Source organism: Pseudoalteromonas sp. TP27 (genome assembly GCF_056470645.1).
This window is the reverse complement of the sequence record NZ_JARDAK010000004.1, coordinates 126,142-152,050: the sequence shown is the minus strand read 5'-3', so window position 1 is coordinate 152,050 and position 25,909 is coordinate 126,142. Positions and strand designations below refer to the sequence as shown.

Annotated in this window: 21 protein-coding genes; 3 read left to right on the top strand and 18 right to left on the bottom strand. The window is 38.8% G+C overall.

The window, feature by feature from the left end; genetic code table 11:
• The first annotated feature begins 188 nt into the window (after nucleotides 1-188).
• Together PX700_RS07140 and PX700_RS07135 are read left to right on the top strand one after the other, a co-directional pair.
• Nucleotides 189-764, top strand: coding sequence for an inner membrane-spanning protein YciB (locus PX700_RS07140; RefSeq protein ID WP_415635822.1), 576 nt, complete (start codon nucleotides 189-191; stop codon nucleotides 762-764).
• A 65-nt stretch (nucleotides 765-829) separates the two neighbouring features.
• Nucleotides 830-1,471: a CPBP family intramembrane glutamic endopeptidase gene (locus PX700_RS07135; RefSeq protein WP_479520325.1), complete on the top strand. Its 642-nt coding sequence runs from the start codon at nucleotides 830-832 to the stop codon at nucleotides 1,469-1,471.
• 109 nt (nucleotides 1,472-1,580) lie between these two features.
• On the opposite strand, the gene prpF is transcribed toward PX700_RS07135, so the two are convergent.
• The 5 genes from prpF to PX700_RS07110 all read right to left on the bottom strand — a co-directional run bounded on the left by prpF (nucleotide 1,581) and on the right by PX700_RS07110 (nucleotide 8,515).
• Nucleotides 1,581-2,747 carry a 2-methylaconitate cis-trans isomerase PrpF gene (gene prpF / locus PX700_RS07130; protein ID WP_479520324.1) on the bottom strand — a complete coding sequence of 389 codons (1,167 nt, stop codon included), beginning with the start codon at nucleotides 2,745-2,747 and terminating at the stop codon, nucleotides 1,581-1,583.
• Between the two features lie 11 nt (nucleotides 2,748-2,758).
• Complete coding sequence (gene acnD, locus PX700_RS07125; protein WP_479520323.1) at nucleotides 2,759-5,368, bottom strand: Fe/S-dependent 2-methylisocitrate dehydratase AcnD; 2,610 nt, start codon at nucleotides 5,366-5,368, stop codon at nucleotides 2,759-2,761.
• A 158-nt stretch (nucleotides 5,369-5,526) separates the two neighbouring features.
• Complete coding sequence (prpC, locus tag PX700_RS07120) at nucleotides 5,527-6,654, bottom strand: bifunctional 2-methylcitrate synthase/citrate synthase (protein WP_415635818.1); 1,128 nt, start codon at nucleotides 6,652-6,654, stop codon at nucleotides 5,527-5,529.
• A gap of 35 nt (nucleotides 6,655-6,689) precedes the next feature.
• Nucleotides 6,690-7,568, bottom strand: a complete 879-nt coding sequence (prpB, locus tag PX700_RS07115) for a methylisocitrate lyase (protein WP_166421428.1) — start codon at nucleotides 7,566-7,568, stop codon at nucleotides 6,690-6,692.
• A gap of 260 nt (nucleotides 7,569-7,828) precedes the next feature.
• Complete coding sequence (locus tag PX700_RS07110) at nucleotides 7,829-8,515, bottom strand: GntR family transcriptional regulator (protein ID WP_479520322.1); 687 nt, start codon at nucleotides 8,513-8,515, stop codon at nucleotides 7,829-7,831.
• Between the two features lie 265 nt (nucleotides 8,516-8,780).
• On the opposite strand from PX700_RS07110, the gene rsmF reads away from it, so the two are divergent.
• On the top strand, nucleotides 8,781-10,232 hold the full coding sequence (gene rsmF, locus PX700_RS07105) for a 16S rRNA (cytosine(1407)-C(5))-methyltransferase RsmF (RefSeq protein ID WP_479520321.1): 1,452 nt from the start codon (nucleotides 8,781-8,783) through the stop codon (nucleotides 10,230-10,232).
• Between the two features lie 359 nt (nucleotides 10,233-10,591).
• Here rsmF and PX700_RS07100 read toward each other — a convergent pair whose 3' ends face one another.
• The 13 genes from PX700_RS07100 to PX700_RS07040 all read right to left on the bottom strand — a co-directional run bounded on the left by PX700_RS07100 (nucleotide 10,592) and on the right by PX700_RS07040 (nucleotide 25,903).
• Nucleotides 10,592-11,323 (bottom strand): VpsP family polysaccharide biosynthesis protein, encoded by a 732-nt coding sequence (locus PX700_RS07100; RefSeq protein WP_415635815.1) that lies wholly within the window; start codon nucleotides 11,321-11,323, stop codon nucleotides 10,592-10,594.
• Nucleotides 11,316-12,044 carry a tyrosine-protein phosphatase gene (locus PX700_RS07095; protein WP_479520320.1) on the bottom strand — a complete coding sequence of 243 codons (729 nt, stop codon included), beginning with the start codon at nucleotides 12,042-12,044 and terminating at the stop codon, nucleotides 11,316-11,318. Before PX700_RS07095 ends, PX700_RS07100 begins: the two co-directional genes overlap by 8 nt.
• 3 nt (nucleotides 12,045-12,047) lie before the next feature.
• The gene (locus PX700_RS07090) at nucleotides 12,048-14,261 is read right to left on the bottom strand and encodes a GumC family protein (RefSeq protein ID WP_415635813.1); all 2,214 of its coding nucleotides are present in this window, start codon (nucleotides 14,259-14,261) and stop codon (nucleotides 12,048-12,050) included.
• A 23-nt stretch (nucleotides 14,262-14,284) separates the two neighbouring features.
• A complete protein-coding gene (locus PX700_RS07085) occupies nucleotides 14,285-14,806 on the bottom strand; it encodes a polysaccharide biosynthesis/export family protein (protein WP_415635812.1) in 522 nt (173 codons plus the stop codon).
• Nucleotides 14,803-16,017, bottom strand: coding sequence for an outer membrane beta-barrel protein (locus PX700_RS07080; protein ID WP_479520319.1), 1,215 nt, complete (start codon nucleotides 16,015-16,017; stop codon nucleotides 14,803-14,805). Before PX700_RS07080 ends, PX700_RS07085 begins: the two co-directional genes overlap by 4 nt.
• Nucleotides 16,001-17,404, bottom strand: coding sequence for an undecaprenyl-phosphate glucose phosphotransferase (locus PX700_RS07075; RefSeq protein WP_479520318.1), 1,404 nt, complete (start codon nucleotides 17,402-17,404; stop codon nucleotides 16,001-16,003). The genes PX700_RS07080 and PX700_RS07075 overlap by 17 nt, the downstream gene beginning before the upstream one ends.
• Before the next feature lie 190 nt (nucleotides 17,405-17,594).
• On the bottom strand, nucleotides 17,595-17,993 hold the full coding sequence (locus PX700_RS07070) for a 3-phosphoshikimate 1-carboxyvinyltransferase (protein ID WP_479520317.1): 399 nt from the start codon (nucleotides 17,991-17,993) through the stop codon (nucleotides 17,595-17,597).
• 110 nt (nucleotides 17,994-18,103) lie between these two features.
• Nucleotides 18,104-20,317: a choice-of-anchor A family protein gene (locus tag PX700_RS07065; protein ID WP_479520316.1), complete on the bottom strand. Its 2,214-nt coding sequence runs from the start codon at nucleotides 20,315-20,317 to the stop codon at nucleotides 18,104-18,106.
• A gap of 940 nt (nucleotides 20,318-21,257) precedes the next feature.
• Nucleotides 21,258-21,674 (bottom strand): acyltransferase family protein, encoded by a 417-nt coding sequence (locus PX700_RS07060; protein WP_479520315.1) that lies wholly within the window; start codon nucleotides 21,672-21,674, stop codon nucleotides 21,258-21,260.
• A 93-nt stretch (nucleotides 21,675-21,767) separates the two neighbouring features.
• Entirely contained in the window at nucleotides 21,768-22,904 is a 1,137-nt protein-coding gene (locus tag PX700_RS07055) for a sugar-transfer associated ATP-grasp domain-containing protein (protein WP_479520314.1), read from the bottom strand.
• Between the two features lies 1 nt (nucleotide 22,905).
• A complete protein-coding gene (locus tag PX700_RS07050) occupies nucleotides 22,906-23,643 on the bottom strand; it encodes a WecB/TagA/CpsF family glycosyltransferase (protein ID WP_479520313.1) in 738 nt (245 codons plus the stop codon).
• 14 nt (nucleotides 23,644-23,657) lie between these two features.
• On the bottom strand, nucleotides 23,658-24,854 hold the full coding sequence (locus tag PX700_RS07045) for a glycoside hydrolase family protein (RefSeq protein WP_479520312.1): 1,197 nt from the start codon (nucleotides 24,852-24,854) through the stop codon (nucleotides 23,658-23,660).
• Nucleotides 24,851-25,903 (bottom strand): glycosyltransferase family 4 protein, encoded by a 1,053-nt coding sequence (locus tag PX700_RS07040; protein WP_479520311.1) that lies wholly within the window; start codon nucleotides 25,901-25,903, stop codon nucleotides 24,851-24,853. The genes PX700_RS07045 and PX700_RS07040 overlap by 4 nt, the downstream gene beginning before the upstream one ends.
• Between the last annotated feature and the right edge of the window lie 6 nt (nucleotides 25,904-25,909).

The following is a 25,909-nucleotide window of genomic DNA, read 5'->3' as shown; positions in this document are numbered from 1 at the left end:
AGGCTCCTAAATACACGCTAAATCAGTGTTGGTTAAGCGTGGGAATATGATGATATAAAAAATACCAAACCAAATTGGTAATAAAGCCACGCAGGCTAAGGGTTACAGGGCAACAAGTCAACCTTGTAGTTGCTAAGCTTTATGTGGTAAAAAGCCTTTGATTCTTTTTTGTATAATTTAGGTAGACTATGCACGCTTTAATTGAATACATTCCGCTCATACTGTTTTTTGCCGTTTTTAAACTTGTCGATATTTACTGGGCTACCGGTTTATTAATGGCCACTACGCTCATTCAAGTTGCTTATAGCTACTTTAAGCATGGCTCTGTGCCTACTCGTCAGTGGATATTTTTTGGCATTGCTGCCGTTTTTGGTACGTTAACGCTGGTACTACATGATGAGCAATACATTAAATGGAAAGCAACGCTGATATACGCAGGTTTAAGTTTAACGTTACTTGTTAGCCGTTATGCACTTAAAAAAAATCTCGTTAAAAAAGCGCTTAGCTCAATACTCGAAAATGCTAATGATACAAAACAAGCCATTGTTGTACCTGAGCCTTTATGGAATAAGCTCAACCTAATGTGGGTTGTAATTACAGCGGGTATTGCAGCACTAAATATATACATTGCGTATAATTTTTCGCTCGACTTTTGGGTCAACTTTAAAGTATTTGGTTTAATGGGTATTACCTTTGTGAGTATTTTTGCCACTATTATTGCCTTGTACAAATACCTCCCTAGTGAAGAAGAGCCAGCAAAGTAAGCCCCTCGTCATAAAAATGTCGTCTTAGCTTGATAGCTTATTAAAAAAAGCAAGTTGAGACGACCTTGAACGCCAATCAATATCGCTGGTTTGAATTTACCCTCATTTTTGTACTGCTGCCCTTACTGGGTTTTGGATTACGCGAGCATTTAGCTAACTGGCTTATTCCTGCGCTTATTATATTGATGAGTGTGTGTTGTATGTTGCTACTGGGCGATCCTCATTTTAAGCGTTTTAGACTCACAAGCCTTGGGCAATTTTCTGCGGTTAAAAAACGTTTGTTTAGTTTCTTTTTTTTAGGTGCGCTGTTTTCGGGGATGTTTTACGGGATTATTCATCAAGGTAACTGGTTTACCCTTCCCCGCAATTCATTTAATGATTGGCTTTTACTGTTGTTGCTCTACCCAATACTGTCGGTTATTCCTCAGGAGTTAATATTCAGAACCTACTTTTTTCATCGTTATAAACGAATTATGCCAAAAAAAACCGTGCGTATAATAATTAGTGCAACTGTATTTGCGCTGGCGCATATTGTGTATGCAAATTGGATTGCAGTAGGTTTAGCATTTTTAGGTGGCTTACTGTTTGCTTATACCTACGCACAAAGCCGCTCAACCTTTGTGTGCGTTATTGAGCATAGTTTATGGGGGATATGGATGTTTACACTCGGGATCGGCAGCTACCTCGATTCAGGCGCTATGAATTAGTGCTGTTTTATTATTAGTTTTAACAATAAAGAAAGCGCATAAGCATTTTGATACTGCAAATTAATCATAATACTTATGCGATGGCTGTAAGATAGTTATTAATTGAGAACTACTGAGGAACTCTTACAACCCCTTCCATTAGTACCCGTGCACTTCGGCTCATACTTGCTTTGGTAACTAGCCAGTTACCTGCATTATTTTTAGCCTCAGCACCTACTTTTAGCGTGCCCGACGGATGACCAAAGTTAACTTCACTTAATGCACCGCCACCTGCGGCTATATTTACGAGTGTGCCTTCGATTGCTGCGGCCGTGCCAATAGCAACAGCGGCTGTGCCCATCATTGCATGATGCAGCTTACCCATCGACATAGCGCGCACGAGTAAGTTAATGTTTGCAGCCTCAATAAGCTTACCGCTAGATGCTGTGTAGTCTAAAGGCGCTGCAACAAACGCAACCTTTGGCGTATGTTGGCGAGCTTGCGCTTCATTAATGTTAGTGATTAAGCCCATTTTAACAGCGCCATAAGCGCGAATAGTTTCGAGCATTTCAAGTGCAGCAACATCATTATTTATATCGTCTTGCAGCTCTGTGCCTGTATAGCCAATATCAGCGGCGTTAATAAATACCGTAGGAATACCTGCATTTATCATTGTTGCTTTTAACGTACCCACACCCGGCACCTCTAAGTCATCAACTACGTTACCGGTTGGAAATAACGCGCCATCGCCATCAGCGGGATCTATAAACTCAAGTTTTACTTCGGCTGCTGCAAAGGTAACGCCATCGAGCTCAAAGTCACCGGTTTCTTGCACTACGCCATTTGTCATAGGGACATGCACTAATATGCTTTTTTTAATATTAGCCTGCCACACACGCACGATAGCAACACCGTTATTAGGTACTCTGCTTTTATCGACCAAACCATTACTAATGGCAAAGGCACCTACTGCTGACGTTAAGTTGCCGCAATTACCGCTCCAATCCACAAAAGGTTTATCTATTGCCACTTGACCAAATAAGTAATCAACATCGTGATCGGCTTGCTCACTTTTACTTAAAATAACTGTTTTACTGGTACTTGATGTAGCGCCGCCCATGCCATCCGTTTGCTTAGCATACGGATCGGGGCTGCCAATAACACGCAGTAATAAATTATCCCGCGCCTCGCCTGCTACTTGGGCAGGCTTTGGTAAATCAGTTAAATTAAAAAACACACCTTTACTGGTGCCGCCACGCATATAGGTTGCAGGCACTTTAATTTGCGGTTTAAACATAATGTTTGCCCTTATGCAGATTGCGTTGCTTCTAAAAAGTCTTGTGCAAAACGCTGTAACACACCACCAGCCGCGTAAATAGAAAGCTCTTCTTGGGTATCAATACGGCACTTCATAGGCACAGTAAGTACTTCACCGTTTTTACGGGTAATACTTAAATTAACTGATGCACCTGGTTTTAAATCGCCCGCTACATCGTACGTTTCGCTGCCATCAAGCTTTAGCGTTTTACGGGTTGTGCCTGCTTTAAATTCAAGTGGTAAAACACCCATACCAATTAAGTTAGTACGGTGAATACGCTCAAAGCCCTCAGCTGCTATTACTTCAACGCCTGCAAGCCTTACGCCTTTTGCAGCCCAATCGCGCGACGAACCTTGACCGTAATCTGCACCCGCTACAATAATAAGTGGTTGTTTACGCTCCATGTAGGCTTCGATTGCTTCCCACATACGAGTGTTAGTACCTTGTGGCTCTAGGCGTGCGTAAGAGCCTTGCTTAACCTCGCCGTTTTCATCAAGCACCATTTCGTTTAGCAGCTTTGGATTAGCAAAGGTTGCGCGCTGCGCTGTTAAATGATCGCCTCGGTGAGTGGCATACGAGTTGTAATCTTCCTCTGGTACGTTCATTTTAGTTAGGTATTCGCCAGCGGCACTGCTTGCCATAATCGCGTTTGATGGCGATAGGTGATCGGTTGTAATGTTGTCGCCAAGAACTGCAAGCGCACGCATACCGGTCATTATGCGCTCACCCGCAAGTCCACCTTCCCAATAAGGAGGGCGACGAATATACGTACTTTCTGGGCGCCAGTCGTAAAGTGGGTCGTTATCTTCACCGTAATCTACGGTTAAATTAAACATCGGCTCGTATACTTTTCTAAATTGCTCTGGCTTAACGCTTTGCTTAATTACTGCATCAATCTCTTCATCTGATGGCCATAAATCTTTAAGCGTAATATCGTTGCCTTGTTGATCTTGCCCTAGTATCCCTTTTTCAATATCAAAGCGAATAGTACCTGCAATGGCGTAAGCAACAACTAAAGGAGGTGACGCTAAAAATGCTTGTTTAGCATAAGGATGAATTCGCCCGTCAAAGTTACGATTGCCCGAAAGCACGGCTGTAGTGTATAAATCGCGATCGATGACTTCTTTTTGAATAACAGGGTCAAGCGCACCGCTCATGCCATTACAAGTTGTACACGCAAAGCCAACAATACCAAAGCCAAGTTGCTCAAGCTCTGTTAGCAGGTTTGCATCTTCAAGGTATGATTGCACCGCTTTTGAGCCCGGTGCTAATGAGGTTTTAACCCAAGGTTTGCGCATTAATCCCTTAGCATTTGCGTTACGCGCAAGTAGTGCAGCGGCAATTACGTTGCGTGGGTTACTGGTATTAGTACAACTAGTAATAGCGGCAATAATACACGCGCCGTCTGGCATTAAGCCTTCTTCATTTTCAACAACGCCCGAAATACCTTCTTTAGCTAAATCGCTGGTTGATACACGGCGGTGCGGATTAGATGGACCCGCAATATTGCGCCCCACACTTGATAAATCAAACTTAAGCACGCGCTCATATTTTGCGGTTTTTAAGCTATCGCTCCAAAGGCCTGCTGTTTTAGCGTAGTTTTCTACAAGGGCTATTTGTTCTTCTTCGCGGCCAGTTAAACGCAGGTAATCTATTGTTTTATCATCGATATAAAACATGGCTGCAGTTGCGCCAAATTCTGGCGTCATGTTCGAAATAGTTGCTCTGTCACCAAGTGTAAGCGCGTCAGCACCTTCACCATAAAATTCTAAATAAGTAGATACAACACGTTGCTCGCGTAAAAATTCAGTAATAGCCAGCACAATATCGGTTGCGGTAATACCTGGTTGGCGTTTGCCTGTAAGCTCAACACCTACAATATCGGGTAAGCGAATATAAGAAGCACGGCCCAGCATTACGCTTTCAGCTTCAAGCCCACCTACGCCCACGGCAATAACGCCCAGTGCATCAACATGTGGTGTGTGACTGTCGGTACCTACTAGTGTATCTGGAAATGCAATGCCATCTCGGTTTTGAATAACCGGCGACATTTTTTCAAGATTAATTTGATGCATAATGCCGTTACCCGGTGGGATCACGTCGATATTTTTAAAGGCAGTTTTAGTCCAATTTATAAAGTGAAAGCGGTCGTCATTGCGTCTGTCCTCAATGGCGCGGTTTTTTTCAAATGCGTCAGGATCAAAACCGGCATGCTCTACCGCTAGTGAATGATCAACTATTAACTGAGTGGGTACCACTGGGTTCACTTTTGCCGGATCGCCGCCTTTAGCTGCAATTGCATCACGAAGCCCTGCTAAATCAACAAGCGCCGTTTGGCCTAAAATATCGTGGCATACTACACGCGCCGGATACCACGGAAAATCTAAATCTTGCTTGCGTTCAATTAGCTGATTAAGTGCATCTGTTAACATGGCAGGATCGCATCGGCGTACTAGGTTTTCGGCAAATACACGCGATGTATAAGGTAGCATGGCGTATGCACCTGGCTTAATTGCATCAACGGCTTCTTGTGTATCGTAGTAGTCGACACTTGAGCCCGGTAGAGGTTTACGGTATTGGGTATTATTAATTATGGTCATAATAAGGGTTCGCTAATTTGGTGACGGATGTAGTACCAATTTTATGGAGAATGCAATTGGTATTTTTCAAGAAAGGCTTTAGGTTTGCAGTTGTTTTTATTATATAAAGCATTAAAGCCGTAAAAGGTGAGCCATTGGCTCACCTTAGTTAAAAATAATTAACGTCTTGATTCGATTGGTGTGTAACTACGTGCATCAGGCCCTGTGTAATCGGCACTTGGGCGAATAATACGGTTGTTAGCACGTTGCTCTTTTACATGCGCAGTCCAACCCGTAACACGGCTCATTACAAATATTGGCGTAAATAACTTAGTCGGAATATCCATAAAGTGATAAGCCGATGCATGGAAAAAATCGGCATTACAAAACAGCTTTTTCTCGCGCCACATAATCTCTTCACAACGAACAGACACAGGGTAAAGCACGGTATCGCCTACCTCTGCAGCTAGTTTTTCAGACCATTTTTTAATAATTACATTGCGTGGGTCCGATTCGCGATAAATAGCATGACCAAAGCCCATAATTTTATCTTTACGTTCAAGCATGCCCATTACTTCTTGCTCAGCATGCTCAGCACTTGTAAAACCTTGAATCATATCCATAGCTGCTTCGTTAGCGCCGCCATGAAGTGGACCACGCAACGTACCAATCGCGCCAGTTACACAAGAATGAATATCAGAAAGCGTTGATGCACACACACGCCCCGTAAAAGTAGAAGCATTAAACTCGTGCTCTGCGTATAAAATTAGTGATACGTTCATCACTTGTGCAAATAACTCGCTAGGTGCTTTATCGTGTAATAGCGTTAAAAAGTGTGCACCTACAGAATCGTCATCTGTTTGCGTTTCAATGCGTACACCATCGTGTGTAAAGCGGTACCAGTAACAAATAATACTTGGGAACACAGCAACCATACGGTCGATTGCATCATTGGCTTGGCTAAAATCAAGCTCTGTTTCAAGGTTACCCAACATTGAGCAGCCCGTGCGCATTACATCCATTGGATGCGCGTCTTTAGGAATATTTTCAAGCACGGTTTTAAGTGCATCGGGTAAGCCGCGTAAGCTTTTTAGCTTTGCTTTATACTCAGCCAGTTCGCTAGTTGTAGGTAACTCACCGCGTGAAAGTAAAAATGAGACTTCTTCAAACTGCGCTTTTTCGGCCAGTTCACTAATATCGTAACCACAATACGTTAAACCAGAACCACTTTGTCCAACAGTACACAATGCTGTTTGACCAGCCACTTGTCCGCGTAAACCCGCGCCGCCTAATGCTTTATCTACCATGATCTTCTCCTATCTTAAATTTGTGTGTGATTTTATTATTTGTCAGATTTTGATGAAAAAAGTGTATCGAGTGTGTTCTCGTACGTGTGGTAATCTAAAAAGTCGTAAAGCTCAGAACGCGTTTGCATATTTTCTATTTGGCTTTGTTGCGAGCCTTCATTTAAAATTGCTGAATACACGTTTAATGCTGCTTTGTTCATGGCTCTAAATGCACTTAGTGGGTAAAGCACCATTTCAACGCCTACATCGCTTAACTGCTCTTTAGTGTAAATAGGTGTTTGGCCAAACTCAGTAATGTTTGCCAAAATTGGAACGTTAATCGCTTTTGCAAATGCTTGGTAATCAGCAAGGTCGTGTACGGCTTCTGCAAAAATAGCGTCAGCACCGGCTTCAACACAGGCAGCTGCACGGTCTATCGCGGCATTTAAACCTTCTTTTTGAAATGCATCGGTACGCGCCATAATATAAAAATCGCTATCGGTTTTTGCATCAACCGCTGCTTTAATGCGGTCAACCATTTCACCTTGGCTTACAATTTCTTTATTAGGACGATGGCCACAGCGCTTTTGCGCTACTTGGTCTTCTATATGAAAGCCCGCTGCACCGGCTTTAGTCATTTCTTTTACTGTGCGTGCAATGTTAAACGCCCCACCCCAACCGGTATCGGCATCAACTAACAGCGGTAAATCGCTCGCGCCTGTAATACGGCGAATATCTTCAAGCACGTTATCAAGGCTTGTCATACCTAAATCAGGCATACCAAAAGAGGCGTTTGCAACACCGGCACCTGAGAGGTAAATAGCTTGATGGCCCATCTTTTCTGCCATCATCGCTGTATATGCGTTAATAGTGCCTACAACTTGTAACGGGCGGTTATTGGCAATAGCCTGTTTAAATTTTAATCCTGCTGACATTACTTTCTCCTCACTTTGAACGGTTGCTACGTGGAGTAACTTATAGTTTTAATCTGTAATCATGACTTTTTAACTATTCTGCTTAGCTTTTAGCAGCTTATGCTTTTTGCGAATAATATCAATCTGTATGCGTATGAGGTCTATTTAACGATAAGAAAATCGTTCTGTAACTAGGCAATAATTTTTATGTTTAGTGGTTCTAAATAAAAAATTTTTAACGACGTTACGGAGCGATTTAATCCGTTAAATTGTTCGAATACTCATATTGATTGGTATACGTCGAATTTGGTTTGAATATTTGCTTGCGATGCGCTTATGTGGCGCTTCATTAACATTTCGGCCAGTTCACCGTCGTGGTTTTCAATGGCGTTAATAATGGCTAAATGCTCATCAAACGCTTTTGATACACGCGGCCCCACCATGCCCATTTGCACACGATACATACGTATTAGTTGATAAAGCTCATTACACAGTAAATGAATTAAATGCGCGTTTTTACTGCCTTTAATAATACGGTAATGAAAATCTAAATCGCCGGCTTCTTGATAATAAGACTCGCCCTCTTTAACACGTTGTGTTTGTAGGTGCTGATTAAGTAATTGCTTCAAGCCTTTTACTTCTTCAGGTTCCATATTGTCGGCAGCAAGCCTACATGCTAAGCCCTCAAGAGAGCTACGAACCTGGTAAACTTCAATCAAGCGCTCAGCGGTAAGGGCTACCACTCGGCAACCTACGTTAGCTTTACGCTCAACAAGGTAACAACTTTCTAAGCGATTTAACGCCTCTCTAAGCGTTGCACGGCTTACACCATAACGCTTGGCAAGCTCAGGCTCTGATATTTTACTACCTTGAACTATAGTACCTTCAACAATCTCACGGCGCATATCTACAAATACTTGATCTGATGCGGTAGTTATAGGCGCTTCGTTTAAAAATGTGTGTGTCATAATTTATTTTTTAGATTGTCGACAATTAATGTCGTTACTATGTGCTTATTAAAAAAATATGTCAACCCTAAAACCCAATAAAAAGACTAAAAAACACCCAGATTGTCGACACTATTAATCTAAAGTCGTATATAACTGGTTTTAAAATAAGCTGTCGCAGTAAAGTGTCGACATAAATTCAAAGTAATTAATATGCTTTTTAGCACTGAAAACACCTTATATAAATGTTATTATCGCGCTTTATTTTTATAGTATGAGCTAATGCGTGAACGCCAACACTTTTATTCCTGAGCACTTTATTGACGACGTAAAAACCTATTTACCAGCGCATCTAAACTTAGATGACTTTTTAAATGCGTGTCGCAGGCCCCTCAGAAAATCTATCCGCGTTAATACATTAAAAATTAGCATTGAAGAATTTGTAAAACGTGCAACTGAAAAAAATTGGCTGCTAACCCCAATCCCATGGTGCAGTGAAGGTTTTTGGCTAGAGCGCCCAAGCGATGAAGAGCAAAACCTAGCCCTTGGTAATACCGACTTACACCTAAGCGGTGCTATGTATGTACAAGAAGCAAGTTCGATGCTGCCGCCTATCGCATTAAAGCAAAGTATTGAACTAGCAGACCCTCAAAATAACACCGTGCTTGATATGGCATCTGCGCCGGGTTCTAAAACATCGCAACTTGCAGCACTTATGAATAACCAAGGCGTACTCGTTGCTAACGAGCTTTCGTCTTCACGTTTAAAAGTACTTAGCGCCACGCTTAAACGCATGGGCGTTGGTAACTGTGCGCTCTCGCACTTTGATGGCGTTATATTTGGCAACTACATGTTTGAATGCTTTGATAGTATTTTACTAGACGCGCCCTGCTCTGGCGAAGGCACAGTACGTAAAGACGCCGACGCACTAAAAAACTGGTCAATAGAATCAAACATACAAATTGCTCAAGTACAAAAAGACTTAATTAAAAGCGCATTTTACGCATTAAAGCCAGGTGGCACGTTAGTGTATTCAACCTGCACACTTACCCCGCTCGAAAATCAGCAAGTATGCGATTATTTACTCAGTGAATTTGGTGACTACATAGCACCGCAATCCCTAAGCGACTTATTTGAAGGTGCAAGCAGTGCTACTACCGCTGAAGGTTATTTACATGTATGGCCGCAAACATTCGATAGCGAAGGCTTTTTTATTGCTAAATTTAAAAAGCACGCAAGTTGCAATAACCCAAATCAAACTGTTAAAAAAGGCGCATTCCCGTTTAACGAGTTTGATAAAAAACAAAGTGCTGCGTTTATGCAATCGCTTAAAAAGCACTTTGGGCTAACTAATCTGCCTGGCAGCTTAATGCAGCGCGACAAAGAACTGTGGTTATTTCCTGAGGGGTTTGAAGCCGTACAAAACAAGATCAAATACGCACGTTTAGGTATTCAAATTGGCATCATTCATAAAAATGGCGTGAGGTTAACCCACGAGTTTGCAACCGTATTTGGCAATGAGTGTAAAACCAATGTACTTGCTTTAAATAACGAGCAAGCTAATGATTATTTTCAAGGTAAAGATATACGCTTAAGTGAAGTAACCCAAACACTGGGTGAGGTGGTATTAACATTGTGTGGTTGCCCTATCGGGCTGGGGAAATGGCAAAAAAATAAGATTAAAAATTCATTACCACGAGATCTAGTACAAAATACACAATTAATAAGCTGGGGCTAAACTAAAGTATAGAACATGCATAATTAATCTAATCCTTTATTGCCAAATGTAACTAAGTGGCAAAATTAGTTATGCTTTATTAGGTGGTTTTACTACACTTTTAAATACTTTCTTCTTGTCCCTAAAGAACTAAGAAAGTGTTTTAGTTAACGCTAGACTCAATTTAGAGTCACTTTATAGCCCAAAGATTTTTATAAGTCTTTGGGCGTTTTTATTTATACCAATTCCATTAAGTATGTGGTCTAAATTTTACGCCGAAAAAATAGTTCAGTTCTAGGCGTAAATTGATGAAAATGATTGTTCCCTTTGCGAAATTTACAACTAAGAAATGGGTTGTTTTAGCAAGTAAAATAGGTCAGCTATTTATTAGAATTGGTATTACAATGTATTTTATACAGATGAGCTGCCCTAACGTCTTCAAACGCATTTCCAAATTGAAGTGACAAGCACAATGTAGGTAACCTATTAACTTGTTTAGCTAAATTAAACACCTCAAAAAAATGGTACCCATGTTTAACTGCCAAATTTAGTTCAGCAACATATAACGCTTTAAACTTAGGCGGTAAGTTTGGCCAATTTATTAAAGCAAGTTGAATAATCCCTAAATGAACACTTAGTTTATTTGGCCCAACGGACTTTGCTTGTTGAATATACTCATAAACGCGTTCACTGGCCCCTTCTTGATAACTCACAACTTGCGCTAATGCAATCCATGTTTCAGCCCAGCTTTGCCTGAGCTCAACTGACTTTAAAAGCGCTTGTTCAGCCTCTTTATAAATTTGCATATTATTGGCTTGCGTAGCTTCAGCTGAATCCTTAAAGGCATTAATATTTAACATATTTATATGTGCACGTAGCTGCCAGTAATGCGGATGCGAAGGTTCTAACTCTGTTGCCAAGGCAATAGCACGTTCTGCATCCGATAGCCGCGAATAGTCAGCTGGATCAGAAGCCATATGCTGCACAGTATTACGCGCACTGAAGTACCAAGAATTAGCACGCATACTCTGAACACTAAGATAAATGATGCATAAAGTGATCATAGCTAAGATAGCGGCTTGTATCGTCCGATTAAATTTAAAGTTAGTCACTAAATAAAGACTCAGTTAAATGCCAAGGATTAGTTAAAAATAACTCATTTGCTTTTTCAGCACCAACTAAGTCACTAACAATTTGCTTTGCATTACTTAATATTGGTGGCCTGCGCTTTACTGAATGTGCATCGGTTGCCACATACTTAACTAAATCAGCTTTAAGCATATCTTTGCAAATCGTCTTGGCTTTATCGCCCCAGATCCCTTCTAGACTTGATGCCGTTAATTGAAAGTCACAACCAAGTTGTCTTAAATGTTCTATATAAAATGGTTTAGCTTGAATATCACGGTTACGTTCAGGATGAGGAATGATTACTTTAATATTTTGTTTTGCTAACCATGAAATAAACTTATCGTAACCTTGAGGTACATGCGAATGGGGTAACTCTAATAATAAGTAGTTCACACCTTCAATGCGGCCAATAAAGGGAAGTTTATTGGCCATTATTAATGCCATTAGCTCTACATCTAAACGAACCTCAGCGGCGACTGCCAATTTAATCGAGATCCCCGCATTTATGGCATGATTTTTTAAATTAGCGAGATCATCATATATATGAGAACTCGCATTATTAAAGCGCCCTAGATGAATGTGCGGGGTAGCTACCATATGCGTTATACCATCGCTTTGCGCTATTTTTAATAACGCTAAAGCTTCATCTAAATCTTTAGCGCCATCATCAATTCCAGGCAAAATATGAGAGTGTATATCAATCATAAGTTAGCTATCTTTTTGTGGTTGCTCTGGTTGCTGAGAGTAGTCGTAGTAATCGTAGTAACCGTGGCTATGCTCATCTTTACTTTTGCTCATATCAACCTTGTTAAGAACAACGCCAGCAACATGGGCTTTTACTTCAAACAAACGCTCAAGCCCTGCCGTAATAGGCTTAATACGTGTTATATCTGATTTAACAACATAGACTACCGAATCAACACTTTGTGCAATAACCAAGGCGTCACTTACTGCTTGAGTAGGCGGTGTATCGATAATAATATGATCGTACTTCGCTTTTAATACCGTTAATAAATCATCAAACCGTGAGTTAGAGAGTAATTCCAACGGATTACTTGGAATTTGGCCACTTGGCATAATAGCAACACCTGACTTTTCATCCATGTGCACACACTCTGCAAACTGCTCTGTACCCATCATTAAATTACTTAAACCAGGGTGAAAAACAGGAATATCAAAACGTTTTGCTAAGCTTGGTTTACGTAAATCAGCATCAATCAATAATACTTTGCCCATCTGGGCAAGCGACATTGCTAAATTAGCAGAAGTTGTTGTTTTACCTTCCCCAGGTGACGTTGAAGTAACAGCAATTACTTTATGCGCACGGTCTAAATGAGTAAGTAACAAGCTAGTACGGAATGTGCGTACCGATTCAGCAAAGCGTCGATAGTGATCTTCTAAATACGCATGGATCGGAAAATAACTATTTTTAGGTATATCAACATGTGGGAGTAATCCCAGCATGCGTTGCGCTAACTTACTTTCAACATCACTTTTTGTTTTAATCGTATCGTTGAGTGCATCAAATATAAAGCTCATTACCACTGCAAAACCAAAACTTGCAACAAATGCTAATATAACAATTAGTTTTTTATTTGGTTTACTCGGATCCTTAGGTGCATAGGCACGGTCAGTAAAGCGGGCTGCCGCTGAACTAAAGTCACTCGTTACCTCAGTCTCTTTAGAGCGAGATAAAAAAGTATTGAAAATATTACGATTCGTTTCAACTTCACGCTTAAGCTGATTGTACTGCGTTTCTTTGCGAGTAATATCTTGATATTCGGCACGAATTTTTGCTAAATCGCGTTCAAGCGCATTTACTGTGCGGGTAGTTCTGTTGAGCTCTTTTTCAATGCCCGTAATAAGGCCTTTAATTTGCTTATTTAAATTAGCTTTAACCGTCGCAAGCTCAGCCTTTGCTGATATCATTTTAGGGTGTTTTGCACCATAAACCTCGCCAAGTTCACTTACTTTTCGCTCAACGAGTACCACTTCGCGTTTTACATCTTGTACTACGCGGTGTGATGTAATTTCAGGCATGCTACCTAAAAGTTCAATATTATCGTTACCGTATTCATTGATAACGCGATTAATACTTTCTAAGTTGTTTTTTACTGCACGAGTCTCTACCAACTGCTTAGACATTTGTTCAAGTTCTTGCGTTACCAGCCCCGCAATACCTTCAATATCAACAAGTTTTTGTTCTTCTCGATAAGCTTGTAAGCGCACTTCAGAGCTATCTAATTGAATGCGCAGCTCTGATAAACGCGTATTTAACCAGCTCGATGCCTGCTGGGTAATGCCCATTTTAGCGCGCATTTGGCTTTCAATATAAACTTCACCCACGGTATTAGCGACAAGTGCTGCAAGTTTAGGATCGCTCGACTCAAAACTAACTCTAACTAGCTGAGTTTTATTTATTGGCGACACACTAAGTCTTGACTTAAAGCTCGCCAGTAAATCAAGCATCTTTCTTTGAGCTTGTTCCTCAGGTGAAAGAAGTACTGTCTCTTTTTTATTTAAAAAAGGTAGGACACTTTTAATCGAACTTTTAAGCTCACCTAAAACAGAGGGCTTAGCAATAAAGTCTGTATGTGACTTTAAATCCAGTTTAGTTATTACTTCGCGTGCAATGCTATTTGATTTAATAACTTCAAATTGCGTTAAGTAATATTCTTTTTTTGTGGAGTCTAAGCCGTAAATTTCATCAAAGCTAACTGCTTTGGTCTGCTCTGCTTCAATTAATAATGTAGCGGTAGCCGTATACTTAGGTATTAAAGTTAAAGTAACCATAATAGTTAAAAGCGTAACAACTATCGCAAAACCTAAAATACGCCATTTAGCGCGTTTAATAACATTAAGGTATGCACCTAAATCAATAACTTCATCGTTATTGCTAGGCTTATCGGATATGTGATTCATTTTGTAATTGCCTTTAAACTGCTTTAAAACAAGCGTTGTTCTATTTTTATGGTATCGCCCGCTGCAATTTGGCTGTTTAAACTACCTTTTAGTTGCTGCTGTTTGGTTTGCTCTTTAAAAATAAATATTTTATCAACTGAGGCGCGCTCAGTTAATCCACCGGCTAATGCAATAGCTTGGTTTACTGTCATAGCGGGTTGGTATGGGTATGCGCCTGGCTCTTTAACTTCACCATGAATGTAAAACGGTCGATATTCTACTACCTGAGCATATACATTCGGGTCAACTAAAAAATCAGGCTGTAAGCCTTCACTAATTGTTTGCTCAACTTGCGCTACATTTAAACCTACTAGCTTAACTTTACCTAAAAATGGGTAGTTAATCTCACCGCTATTACCCAGAAGTGCAGTGACTTCTAAATCAGGCTGGCCAAATACTTTAATTTCTATTTTGTCACCTGCACCTAAAATGTAGTTTTGCGAATCGTTCGCAAAACTACAAAAGCTCATTAACAAAATAAAGCCAGTTAAAATTTTAACCTTCATTCATTTCCCTTTAATGCAAATGTAAAATTAAGGCCTACAATTACGCGATCAAATTCAATATTCGTTTGGGTTGAATTACGGTCAATAAAGTCAACATAACCAGTAACCATGCCAAAATTACTGGCTAAATAGTTTAACCCTAAACGAGCATTTTTAACTTTGTCGTCTCGGTCAAAATTACCTGAATACGCTTGTTCAACATAATTAGCACTTACTACAGAGCTTAAATAATCGCTCCAATCATGTTGCCACGTCGCACCATAGACACTTTCACGAATGTAATCGCCATCTAGTAACGGATCTTTAGCTGCACGGCTAGTAACTAGCTGTAACGATGAATAAGTAAGAGGTTTCCAAACGACTGCCGCCTCCCAGCTTAAACCACTAAAGTTATCGCGTAGGCTCGACTCAAAATCTTTATTTTGGTAACCCACTTTAAATGAGCCAGTAGTTACAGCTGTGGCTTCCCACTCCATACCTAATAACACTTTTACGTCATCTGAATCACGAGTAATACCGTTAGAGTCAATTACATCGTAGCGGTAGTTTTCTTGCTTTACTTCTAAAAATGCACGAGTACCTGCTTGGGTGTTGTAATAGCCGATAATACCCAGCATAGGTTTATCATAATCGCGGTACTGCGATATGGCCGTAAAGTTTTGATAATTTTTGTTATAGTAGCCCGCCATTAAAGCAAGCTGAGCTTTTGAGCTCTGTGCACCATATTCATAACGAGCTGTTAAGCTTTGTTGCTGATATTTTATTAGCTCATCTATAACGCTGCCTTGTCCTTCAGTTAAACCAGCTCCTCGTGGCTCGTATAACCAATCAGCATCGCCTGTTACATCTAAACGGTGTTGGCTAGTAAACTCTTTGTGTACACCTGCACCCACATTAACTTGGGTAAAGTTATCGGTAGTGTCTTTATTATGAAACGACGTGCTTGATGCAATATCAAATTTATAACTGTCAGGGCCGTCTTCAATAAGCGCTTCTAAACTCGGCGCTATATTCCATATTAAACGCGACTCGGTGTTTTCTGGTGTGCTAAAAAAGTTGTCGTTGCTACTTACACCCAGCTGCAGCATAGGTGTAACCTCAGCGCCATCTTTGGTCATTACACTGCCTGGCTTTAATTCTACTGCCAAAGCTGGTGCTGATAAGCCTAACGCAACGAGTAAAGTGGTAATTGTATTAGTACGCATTTTCACTTTTAAATCCCTTAAAAATTGTCATAAAAATTATTTTTACATCAAACCATAAAGACCAATGTTTAATGTAATGTAAGTCGTATTCAACTCGCTTGGCCATTTTATCAAGTGTATCGGTTTCGCCGCGCCAGCCGTTTATTTGTGCCCAACCGGTAATACCCGGTTTGGTTTTATGCCTAAACATATAAAATTCTACTTTTTTTCGATATTCCTCATTGTGGGCAACCGCATGGGGTCTTGGCCCAACAATAGACATGTCACCTTTTAAAACATTTATAAATTGCGGCAGTTCGTCTAGGCTAGTTCGGCGCAAAAAGCCACCTAAAGGAGTAATTCTGGCATCATTTTTAGTTGCCTGAGTCACCACATCGCTGTTTTCAGTCACCGTCATCGAGCGGAACTTCCACACTTTTATTTTTTGCCCATCTAAGCCATAGCGATCTTGCTTAAAAATAATAGGCCCTTTAGATGTCAGCTTTATTGCGGCAGCAATAATCAATAATAATGGGGTGATTAAGGTAACAATAATAGCCGAAACAACTATATCTTCTGTCCGCTTTATAAATTCGTGAGTACCAATACAAGGTGCTTCAAACACACTTAGTGTATCTACATCACCGACATGCTCAATGCGAGCATGTATTAAATTTGAGAGTAAAAAGTCTGGCACTATGTGCACATCTACTGTGGTATCGCCCAACTGCAATAAAATGTCGGCTATACGTTTTTGCGCTTTCATAGGCAGCGCAATATAAAGTATGTCTATTTCGCCATTGCGAGCAGCATCTACCGCACTTTGTATACCGCCCTCAACGCCCTGCTGTTCAAGTTGTTCAAACAAACGTTCAGGGCTTCTATCGTCGTAAAAACCTTTAAAGTTAAACCCAAGCTCATCGTGTTTAACTATTTCAGTATGTAAATAAGCAGCAGACTCAGTGGCGCCAATAATGGCCACATTGCGTTGCGATAGCCCTAGTTTACGGCGACTACGTTTATACCAATAAACCCCTAAGCGCCAAATGTACAAATAAGCCACACTTAGTAAAAACCAAATAACCACACCAACGCGTGAAAGCGACTCGGTAAACTTAAAAGCAAAAGACACAACTAATAAAAACGCAAAAGCAATGAGCACACTACCCCATGCACACATTACCATTGTTCTAAATTTCCCTGCACGCCAAGAGCGATAGGTAGAAAACAGCTCAGCACTGTATAAATAGCTTAGGGCAACAGTTAATGCAGAGGCAGCGTAAATAGGAGTGAGTTTAAAACTGTAGAGTAAGGCTGCGCACTGAAAAGCTAAAAATAACGCAAATATATCAAATAATCTGTAAAAATTGGCATCAGAGGAACCTGAAGGTTTAAAAGTCCTTGGAGATGTCATTTTGCTTAATTCCTTATAGCTAATTCAGTGTGAGTAGCACCTCACAAAATCCACGGGGATAATATAGTATTAGCCAATTTTGTTCAATTACTGATTCCGACAAAAGTACTAAAATTCATGTTTAAATCTTTTAGCTAACTCTTGCTTTGTTCATTAAGTATCAAAAAGAATACTCACATTTTATTTAAGTTTAATTAAATAGCCCCTTAAACCAACTCCAAACCCCAAACGAATATCCATCAAATATATCAATTCCCAATGCTGACTTAATTAAATATAAAACCAGCAAGGTAAATAAAATAGTAAACGTGACTACCAAACTTAAAATTATTGCTTGAGTAAACCTTGCTATTTTTTGCTCTTTTATGCTTAATTCGCGCCTGTTTCGCCCCGCTAAAAAAACATAGTAATAACGGTATTTAAAAAACTTAACTACGCCTCTGCAGTCAACAGCATGATTACCCCACTGCCTAGCACCTATGGCTATTTTTAAATGCGCTAATTGTTCATCAGTAAAAGTAGTTTGAATGTTTTTAGGCATTCGCTCTAGTAAACTTCTAATAGCTGGGTCTTGCTGTAAGTTCGACAAAAAAACCTCAAATGCAACATGATTATTAATTGCCAATTATTTTAAACAACTATTTAATAATAAAAAGCCAATTAAAACTTAATTGGCTTTTTATTTGCTAAAAGTACTTTTTATTTAAGCGTACTAGAGCGATAAGTATTGTTATTTAACCAACTTGGTAGTTCATAGGTTGGTACCTTACCATCTTGGCTAATGTTAGTTTGATGATATGAGTGTTGGTTCCAAATGCGGGTTGCATTTTTCCAAGGCTTGCTATTATCAGCAGCACCATACACAGTGACACCATTGTTAATACTGTAACGACTATCATAATTATTAGATACAGTAATCAGCTCAGCATTATCATCACCCTCTAGGTCAACCACAATTGGGTATTCCCAAAGCGTTCCTGATGAGTTAGCAACTGTCGATAATACTTCACCATTAACACCATTTAACACTCTTACTTTGTAGTGATCTTGTACAATTACTTCATCAATACCATCGCCATTAAAGTCGTAGGCACTCACACCTACTTTACCACTCCATTCATCATCGTTTTGCAAAGCCCAAATGAGCTGTCCACTTTCATCATACATGGTAACAGCGCTGTAGCCAGCATGTACTATACCTATATTATTAGCACCTAAGAAATTAGATATTGCTTGCGCGCCACCACCTGAGTTTGCGTCAGTATTAACTTCCCACTTAACATTACCATTCGCTTCTAAAGCTACAATACGGCTGTTTTCTGGCGTTGAAGAGCCTGAAGGTATAGATAAAACGACTTCGGGCTGACCGTCATTATCAATATCAGCTATAGATGAAAACCATGCTGCACTCTGACCAGAATATGACCAAAGCATTGCGCCATTTTGATCTAATAATTGGCCTCTAGATAAAATTTCTTGAACTCCATCGTTATTAGAATCAAAAATTGTATACGTTGGTGACCAATCTACATTAAATAGAGAACCAGTATCGTAATTATAAATAGCATCTCCAAGTGTAAACTCCAAAGAGCCATCGTTGTCAATGTCAGCAATGGCTATGTCACTTGCGGTTTTCCAACCAGAATTAACTTTAGCTATCTGTTTTTTTGTTACACCTTTATTATCAATAACAGATACAAAATCTTCAAATCTACTTGAAGCAACAATTTCAACTATACCATTACCGTCAAAGTCAGCTGCGGCAACTGAGTACGATGCGTCAGACATGATAGCACCCTGAGAGTAATCCCAAAGTTCGCTGCCATCAATACCGCTTAACGCTCTTACTACCCCATTGTTATAACTACCTCTTCTAAAGGTAACCACAACAACATCAGCAACATCATTATTATTAATAACACCATCACCATTATCATCATTTAATTGAGCAACGACAGGGGTAGACATAACTTGGTTGTACTCTGGCATAAACTCACTTGAGTTCCACTGCCATTTTTGCTGCATTGCAAATGGAGCGATAGGCTCAGCAACTGATGGTAAATCACCATTGAATTCACCACCTAGCAATGCCATAGAGCCTTTAAAACTTTGGCTAATAATTGGCATTTTAGCCGTACCGTAAGCGCCTTTAATATCAGCGTAAGGGGCAAGAATGACACCCTCCCAACGGTTACCTTTAATATTAAGGTTTTGCGTATCAGGGAAGTTAAATACGGTTTTACTTGCGTGGCGGCGTAAATGCCAAAAACCTTTTCCGCGCACATGTAAATCAGCACCACCTGTAATATTAAAAATTACAGTTGCATCACTTGGTATACCCCATACTTTAAAGGTATGAGCACGGGCAAAATCACGGCCATCAATATTAAACACTTGTCTATCAGAGCTGCCGTCACCTTGAAGGTATAAACCACCCCATTTACGGTAAACTGTACCTGTTTGGTTTAACTGGTTTAACTCGGCGCTTAAACTTTTGTAATACTCTTCTTGTTCATCAAAGTTAAATGGCATCGCCGATTCATCTTGGTTAGAAAGGATTTTAGAACCCCATTCCATACCCCAGCGTACACCCCAATGAATGTCAGTACCGCCACCGGCAATCATGCTACCTACATATTGGCGGCCGTATTTAAATTTTATGCTTGATTCACTAATTAAATAGTATTCATCGCGATTGTAAGGGCGGGTATAACCCACACTGTAGCCTTGAAGATCGATTTCGCCAGCGGCAATTGCACCATCAGCGCGGCCAAAGTGCGATTTAAAATCGTCAAAAACAAATGCTGAAAAATTATTGGCTACGCCTAAGTCTGCAGCCAGTGTTGTAGAGCTGGCTAAAGAAAGTGCGATCACTGCACTTATCTTTTTAAATTTAAGTAATGAGTTAGTCATTTTTTCCCTCGAAAATGAAAAGTGCATTATAGGCACCAAGTTTGAGTCATTTGTTTAATGAAAGTTAATTCATCAATCGCTTGGTGAACATTATATACACAAATAAAATCAAAAGGAATAAAAAACACTACGAAAGTACCAACTTTTGAACCTGAATAAGGGACTGGAAATTAAAATCAATGACTTACAAAGAATAAAATTACATAAACAAACAAGGATTAAGATTTAATAACCAGCAAATGTAAAGTAAATGTTAACGACACGGGCGGGAGTGAGGAGAATCAACTAGAAAAATGATTTTGCTATTTTATAAGTGAAGATATGGGAATAAAACAACTGTTTTCAAAATTCTCGATTGATTCAAGTTTATAAACCAATAAGTCTCGGTGTCTTAGATTTTAAGAACCTAAAAACAAAAACCAAACAACAAATAGCTATACAAGTATTTAGATAAGGAAGAAAATCAAACAAATACCAAATATTAGGAATAATCTTAACTTCGATTTTATGTAAAAACCTAAAAACAATTAAATGAAGCGGAAATATCACTATTGAAGAAATTGCCAGCCATTGGAAGATTGGTCTAGGTTTGAGTTTTTTACTAATCAAAAATAATATAAATATTCCTAAACAAGCAATTAGGGGGAACAAAAGAGGGAAAACACCAAACTTTAACTCTCTTATATCTACACGGCCATTTAATAGCGCTAAATAACAAAAAATTGGAATGGTAAATAACAAAATCAAATAAGTTTTAAACTCATTGTTAAATACTGCATAGCTTAAAAGGTTAACTCTTTTAACTAGAACACCTAATTGATAAAAAACATACCAATAACAGCAGAATCTATAGACCAAAACCACCTTTCCGAAATTAGCTCATTGCTTAATAGCATTAATACAAGCACCCCAGAAGTGATTACGAAACTATATATTGGCTTCAATGCAGAAAAAATACAATCTGAGCTAATGAAATAATGATTAAACAAGGGAAAAACCAAAGAACCCCATTAATGTGAAAACTATCAGCCTTAGATGTCACTAAACGACTTAAAGGATCAAACCATTGCATTTTACTGGCTTGGCCATCACCAAGAATGTTCAATGGTAGCCAAAATAAATAGGAAATAAGAAAAAAGAAAGTAAATGGCAATATTAAACGCTGGAATAGTTTAATCAATGATTGTTTTACTTCTCGCTTGGATGATGCTAAATAACCAGATAAAAAAAAGAACAATGGCATATGAAATGAATATATTAAAGTATATATATCTTCATTCAACCAAGCTGCATGACCAAGTACAACTAGTGTAATTCCCATTGCCTTCATGGTATCAATATAATTTATGCATTTCATTATTCAAGCTTAAAGATTAAGCGCACACGAATTAGTGAGATTAGTGTTGCGCCATTAAAAATTAAACTTCAAGATAAAAGAAGCTCGATAGATTCAGCTAGACATGCCTTTAAAGTGCTTAAAGTATTTTGTATCATTTGCATATCTAATTAACTCTTCGTAAAATTTTTTATTTTCTCCAAAGGCCTGCGTACAAGTTTGCTGCGCCAAAATATCGTAATCACCATTAACCTCCAATATTAAAGGGCCATTTTCGGTTAAAACAATATCCCAACCTAATGATCTTACATTTGGAAACTGCAAAGCTGCCTCTTTGACTATATTGATAATCTCTTCCCAGTAAGGAACTATAAGGCCAGAAAAAGACACATGGGTATCAGGGTGTTCAGTATATAAATTTTTAGAGTAGTCGATACCTTGCGAGCTTAATACACCATTTTTAATATTAACATTAATGCCTATTCCGCCTTGCTTACCAGACCAATTATCAACCTTACGGCCATTTCTTCCGACTCGCAAATAAGCTGAATTAATAATTACTTCGCCAGATTTTGCAAGCAGTGAATCTACTCTAATTGTATTTACAGCTTCAGAGTATAAACGCTGATTAAATGAATGCTGTTGTATTTTTTCTTCAATTAAATAACTGCCAGAATATTCAGAGAATAGTTTTTTAAGTAACTCTGTTGAGTTATAAGTCTTTCCTGACATTGCAAATTTTTTAATTGCATTAACATTAACATTGATAACGTTCACTCCTGCTCCTTGGCACGAGTCAATTACAGGCTTAATAACTATTGCATCGGCTGTAATAGCATCTAGTATAACTTCAGCATTAAGGCTATTGAGTCCTACATACTCATTTTTAAAAGCATTATTGGAGATAACATTGATTAGCTTTGCAGTCGGTATATCCGCATCGGCCATCAACTTATGAAATAAAAATTTATCATCTGCAAAAACCATATATCTACCATCATTCAAATGATCTTTCCTGAACCCACCAAAAAGTAAACCAGTTGAATATAGCTTAACTTCATCCAAGCTTTTATTTTGTTTATAACCATCATATTTAAAATAATTATGTGGCCAATACTTTATTGCCTTTGCCAATAAATAAAGCTCTTTAATTTGCTGCAAAAATGATTTTCTTTCTTTGTCACGCAACATCTTCACAAAAAACTCGTTATAGAGATAAATAACTCTACTTTTATTTATAACATTGAACATTTCAACTTCCTTTTTTAAATTTGTCACTTAGCAAAAGCATTAAAAATTTAGTGTTTGTTTCTAAATATCGCTTCCACATTCTGCCTGGTTCTTGAATTACCCTATAAAGCCACTCTAAACCGGCCTTTTGCATCCACTGTGGTGCACGCTTTACTTTACCTGCTACAACATCGAACGTACCGCCTACTCCCATAACAAAGTCTACACCGAGTTTGTCTTGCCATTTATTAATAAAGTTTTCTTTTTTAGGAGAGGTAATCGCAACAAATAATAACTTAGCGCCCGATTCGCGTATTTTAGTGACCACGGCTTCTTCATCATCCCAAAAGTAGCCATCGTTATAACCTGCTATGTTTAAATTTGGGTTCTGTGCTTTAACTTTACTTACTGTTTTGCTAACTACCTCATCGGTGGCACCTAGCAAAAACACAGGAAAGTCTCGCTTGGCACTCATGGCTAATAATTCATGAAATAAGTCAACTCCTGCTACACGCTCTGGCACATCGTGCCCTAAAAAACGCGCACCGAATACTACACCCATACCATCAATATTAATTACCTCACACGCTTTAACCGACTCAGCTAAAACAGGATCTTTTTGCATATTAACTATTTTGGCTACATTAACCACAACATGCTGTAAAAATTGCTTTTGCTCAATTCTGTTTTCGATAAAAGACACCGTCTCTTGCATAGTGGCAATATCCATGGGTGCTTTTAAAAATTCAATACGTTTCATTGTTGAGTCCGTTTTTAAAGTTGTTCAATAACTGCATTTTTGGTGCTATTCATTTTTTGTCGATTAAAATAAGCAAACGAATAATATACCCATGCCTGTGTCCAACGCACATAGTCAACCTTATTGGTAAAATACTTATTTTTTTGATAAATAAAACGCTGCTTTTTAGGCATATATAGGGTCTGAATAGCGCGATTTATTACTTTTTCGGCCATTATAAAGTCATCTGGCGTTTTACCTACTTTTAATAACGTAAAAACAGCCTGCGACACACTATGCATATCGAGTGGGTAACGATTGTTGTTGTAATATTTTGCGGTGCCATCTTGCTCAAACAAATGCGTTTTATAATAAGTAAGGCCTTTTGCAATTGCATCCTCAAACTCATCCGTTTGCAATTCATCGCTCAGTAAGCGCAACGCTTCTAGATTATAACCGGTATGAAAGCCATCAATAAACTGGTGATGATGGCGAGCACCATATACCCATGAACCATCGACTCCCTGTTCACTTACAGACTGCCTTGCAGCATTTAAAGCAAGCTGTTTGTAATGTTGGTTATTAGTTAGTACAGCAACCTTTGCAACCCATGCAGCGCCCCAAAGACTGGCATTATGTACAAATGCAGTTTCACCCGGTATGTAACCAAAAAACTGCCTACCATCACATTCTTTATATAATGTTTTTACAATAAAATGCGCACTATCAATTGCAGGTTCTGAGTGTTTTTTGTCTTTGGTGATTTCACTTAACGCATATAAAGCCTGTGCTACATATATAGTAGTAATTACATTTGGCTTACCTTTTGGTACAAAAAACGCACGGGCATTCCAGTCAAAGTGGTAACCCCAACAGCTATGCTGCCAAATAGATTTATCACTTTGCTGGGTCAATAACCAATCAGCCAGCTTTATCGCTTCATTTAAATAAGTTTGCTCATTGGTTGCTTTATAGTCTTCCAATAAACCTAAAATAAATAACCCAATACCCTTAGGGTTGCGCTTTTTGGGCACAGCGCATAATGGTCGCAAATTAATTGCTAAACGTTTATGAAGCTGAATCCAAGCAAGCCCTACAATGCCTTGCTTAAACCTTGGAAATAATTCAAATAACTTACTATTGAGCCCATCAAACGGATCTTGGCCTGCATAACTATTACTTTTTGCTTTGTTAAACATTTTCCTTGTTATTAGATCAAGCTGACTGCTCATTTTTCGGCCTTAGTAATTAGTTGCTGATAATAATCTGATAAGGTTTTAGCCACAACATCATCCTTAAAGCACTTTAAAAATTTAACTTTTGCAGCCTCACCTAATTGAGTTCGTTTATCTGAACTCTGGGCAAGCTCACTTAAGGCACTAGAAATTTGATCAACATTACCAGGCTTTACTAACAAACCATGTTCATTATGTGTAATGGCATCTTCTACAGCACCTACAGGAGTCGTGATAACAGGTAAACCAACAGACATAGCCTCAAGAATACTCATTGGTAATCCCTCAGCATAACTTGGCAGCACAACAACATCAGTTCGAGCCAACAAATCAAGTTTTTGTTCTTTGTTTATCCAACCTAAAAACTCTACTTTTTCAGAAATACCAAGCCCGTTACATAATGTAACTAAACTATCAACATCGCCATTTCCTGCGACAAGTAAACGTGCATTTTTGTTTTCAGACTTAGCAAAAGCATGTATTAAATCTTTAATGCCTTTACGCTCACTAAGCTCACCCATAAACGTAAAATTGCATGTATCGTAAGTTGATTTGTTTAATTGTAACTCGGGAACAGGGTTATATAATACATTCCATTTTTTATCCATGACTTCATTTAAGGTATTTTCCCAATAACTACCTAAACATAACCTCAGGTCATAAAGATTAAATACATAATCTAAATACGTTTTTTTAAAACCATCTGCATTCTTATAATACGAATCTAGATTTGCTGCATGGTTTTGATAAATTGTTGGTATTCTAAATAGCTTCAACCAAAGCGCATAATAACTTTTACGTAGTACACTTCCCCCATGAATATGGGCAACTTTATAATTATTAAAAATGAGTAAAAAAGGAAATATTACAAAAGCGCAGATTGTACTAAAAAGCTTTATAAAATTATTGCCAGGCTTATTAGTAAAAAAATAGCTAATTTTATACTTAGAATTTAAATACTCACTTTCCATGAAGGTACTAACCACACTAGCAACTCCACCAGCACCTTTGTTTGAAACACTAATTACCAGTACATTACTCTTCAATTTTAA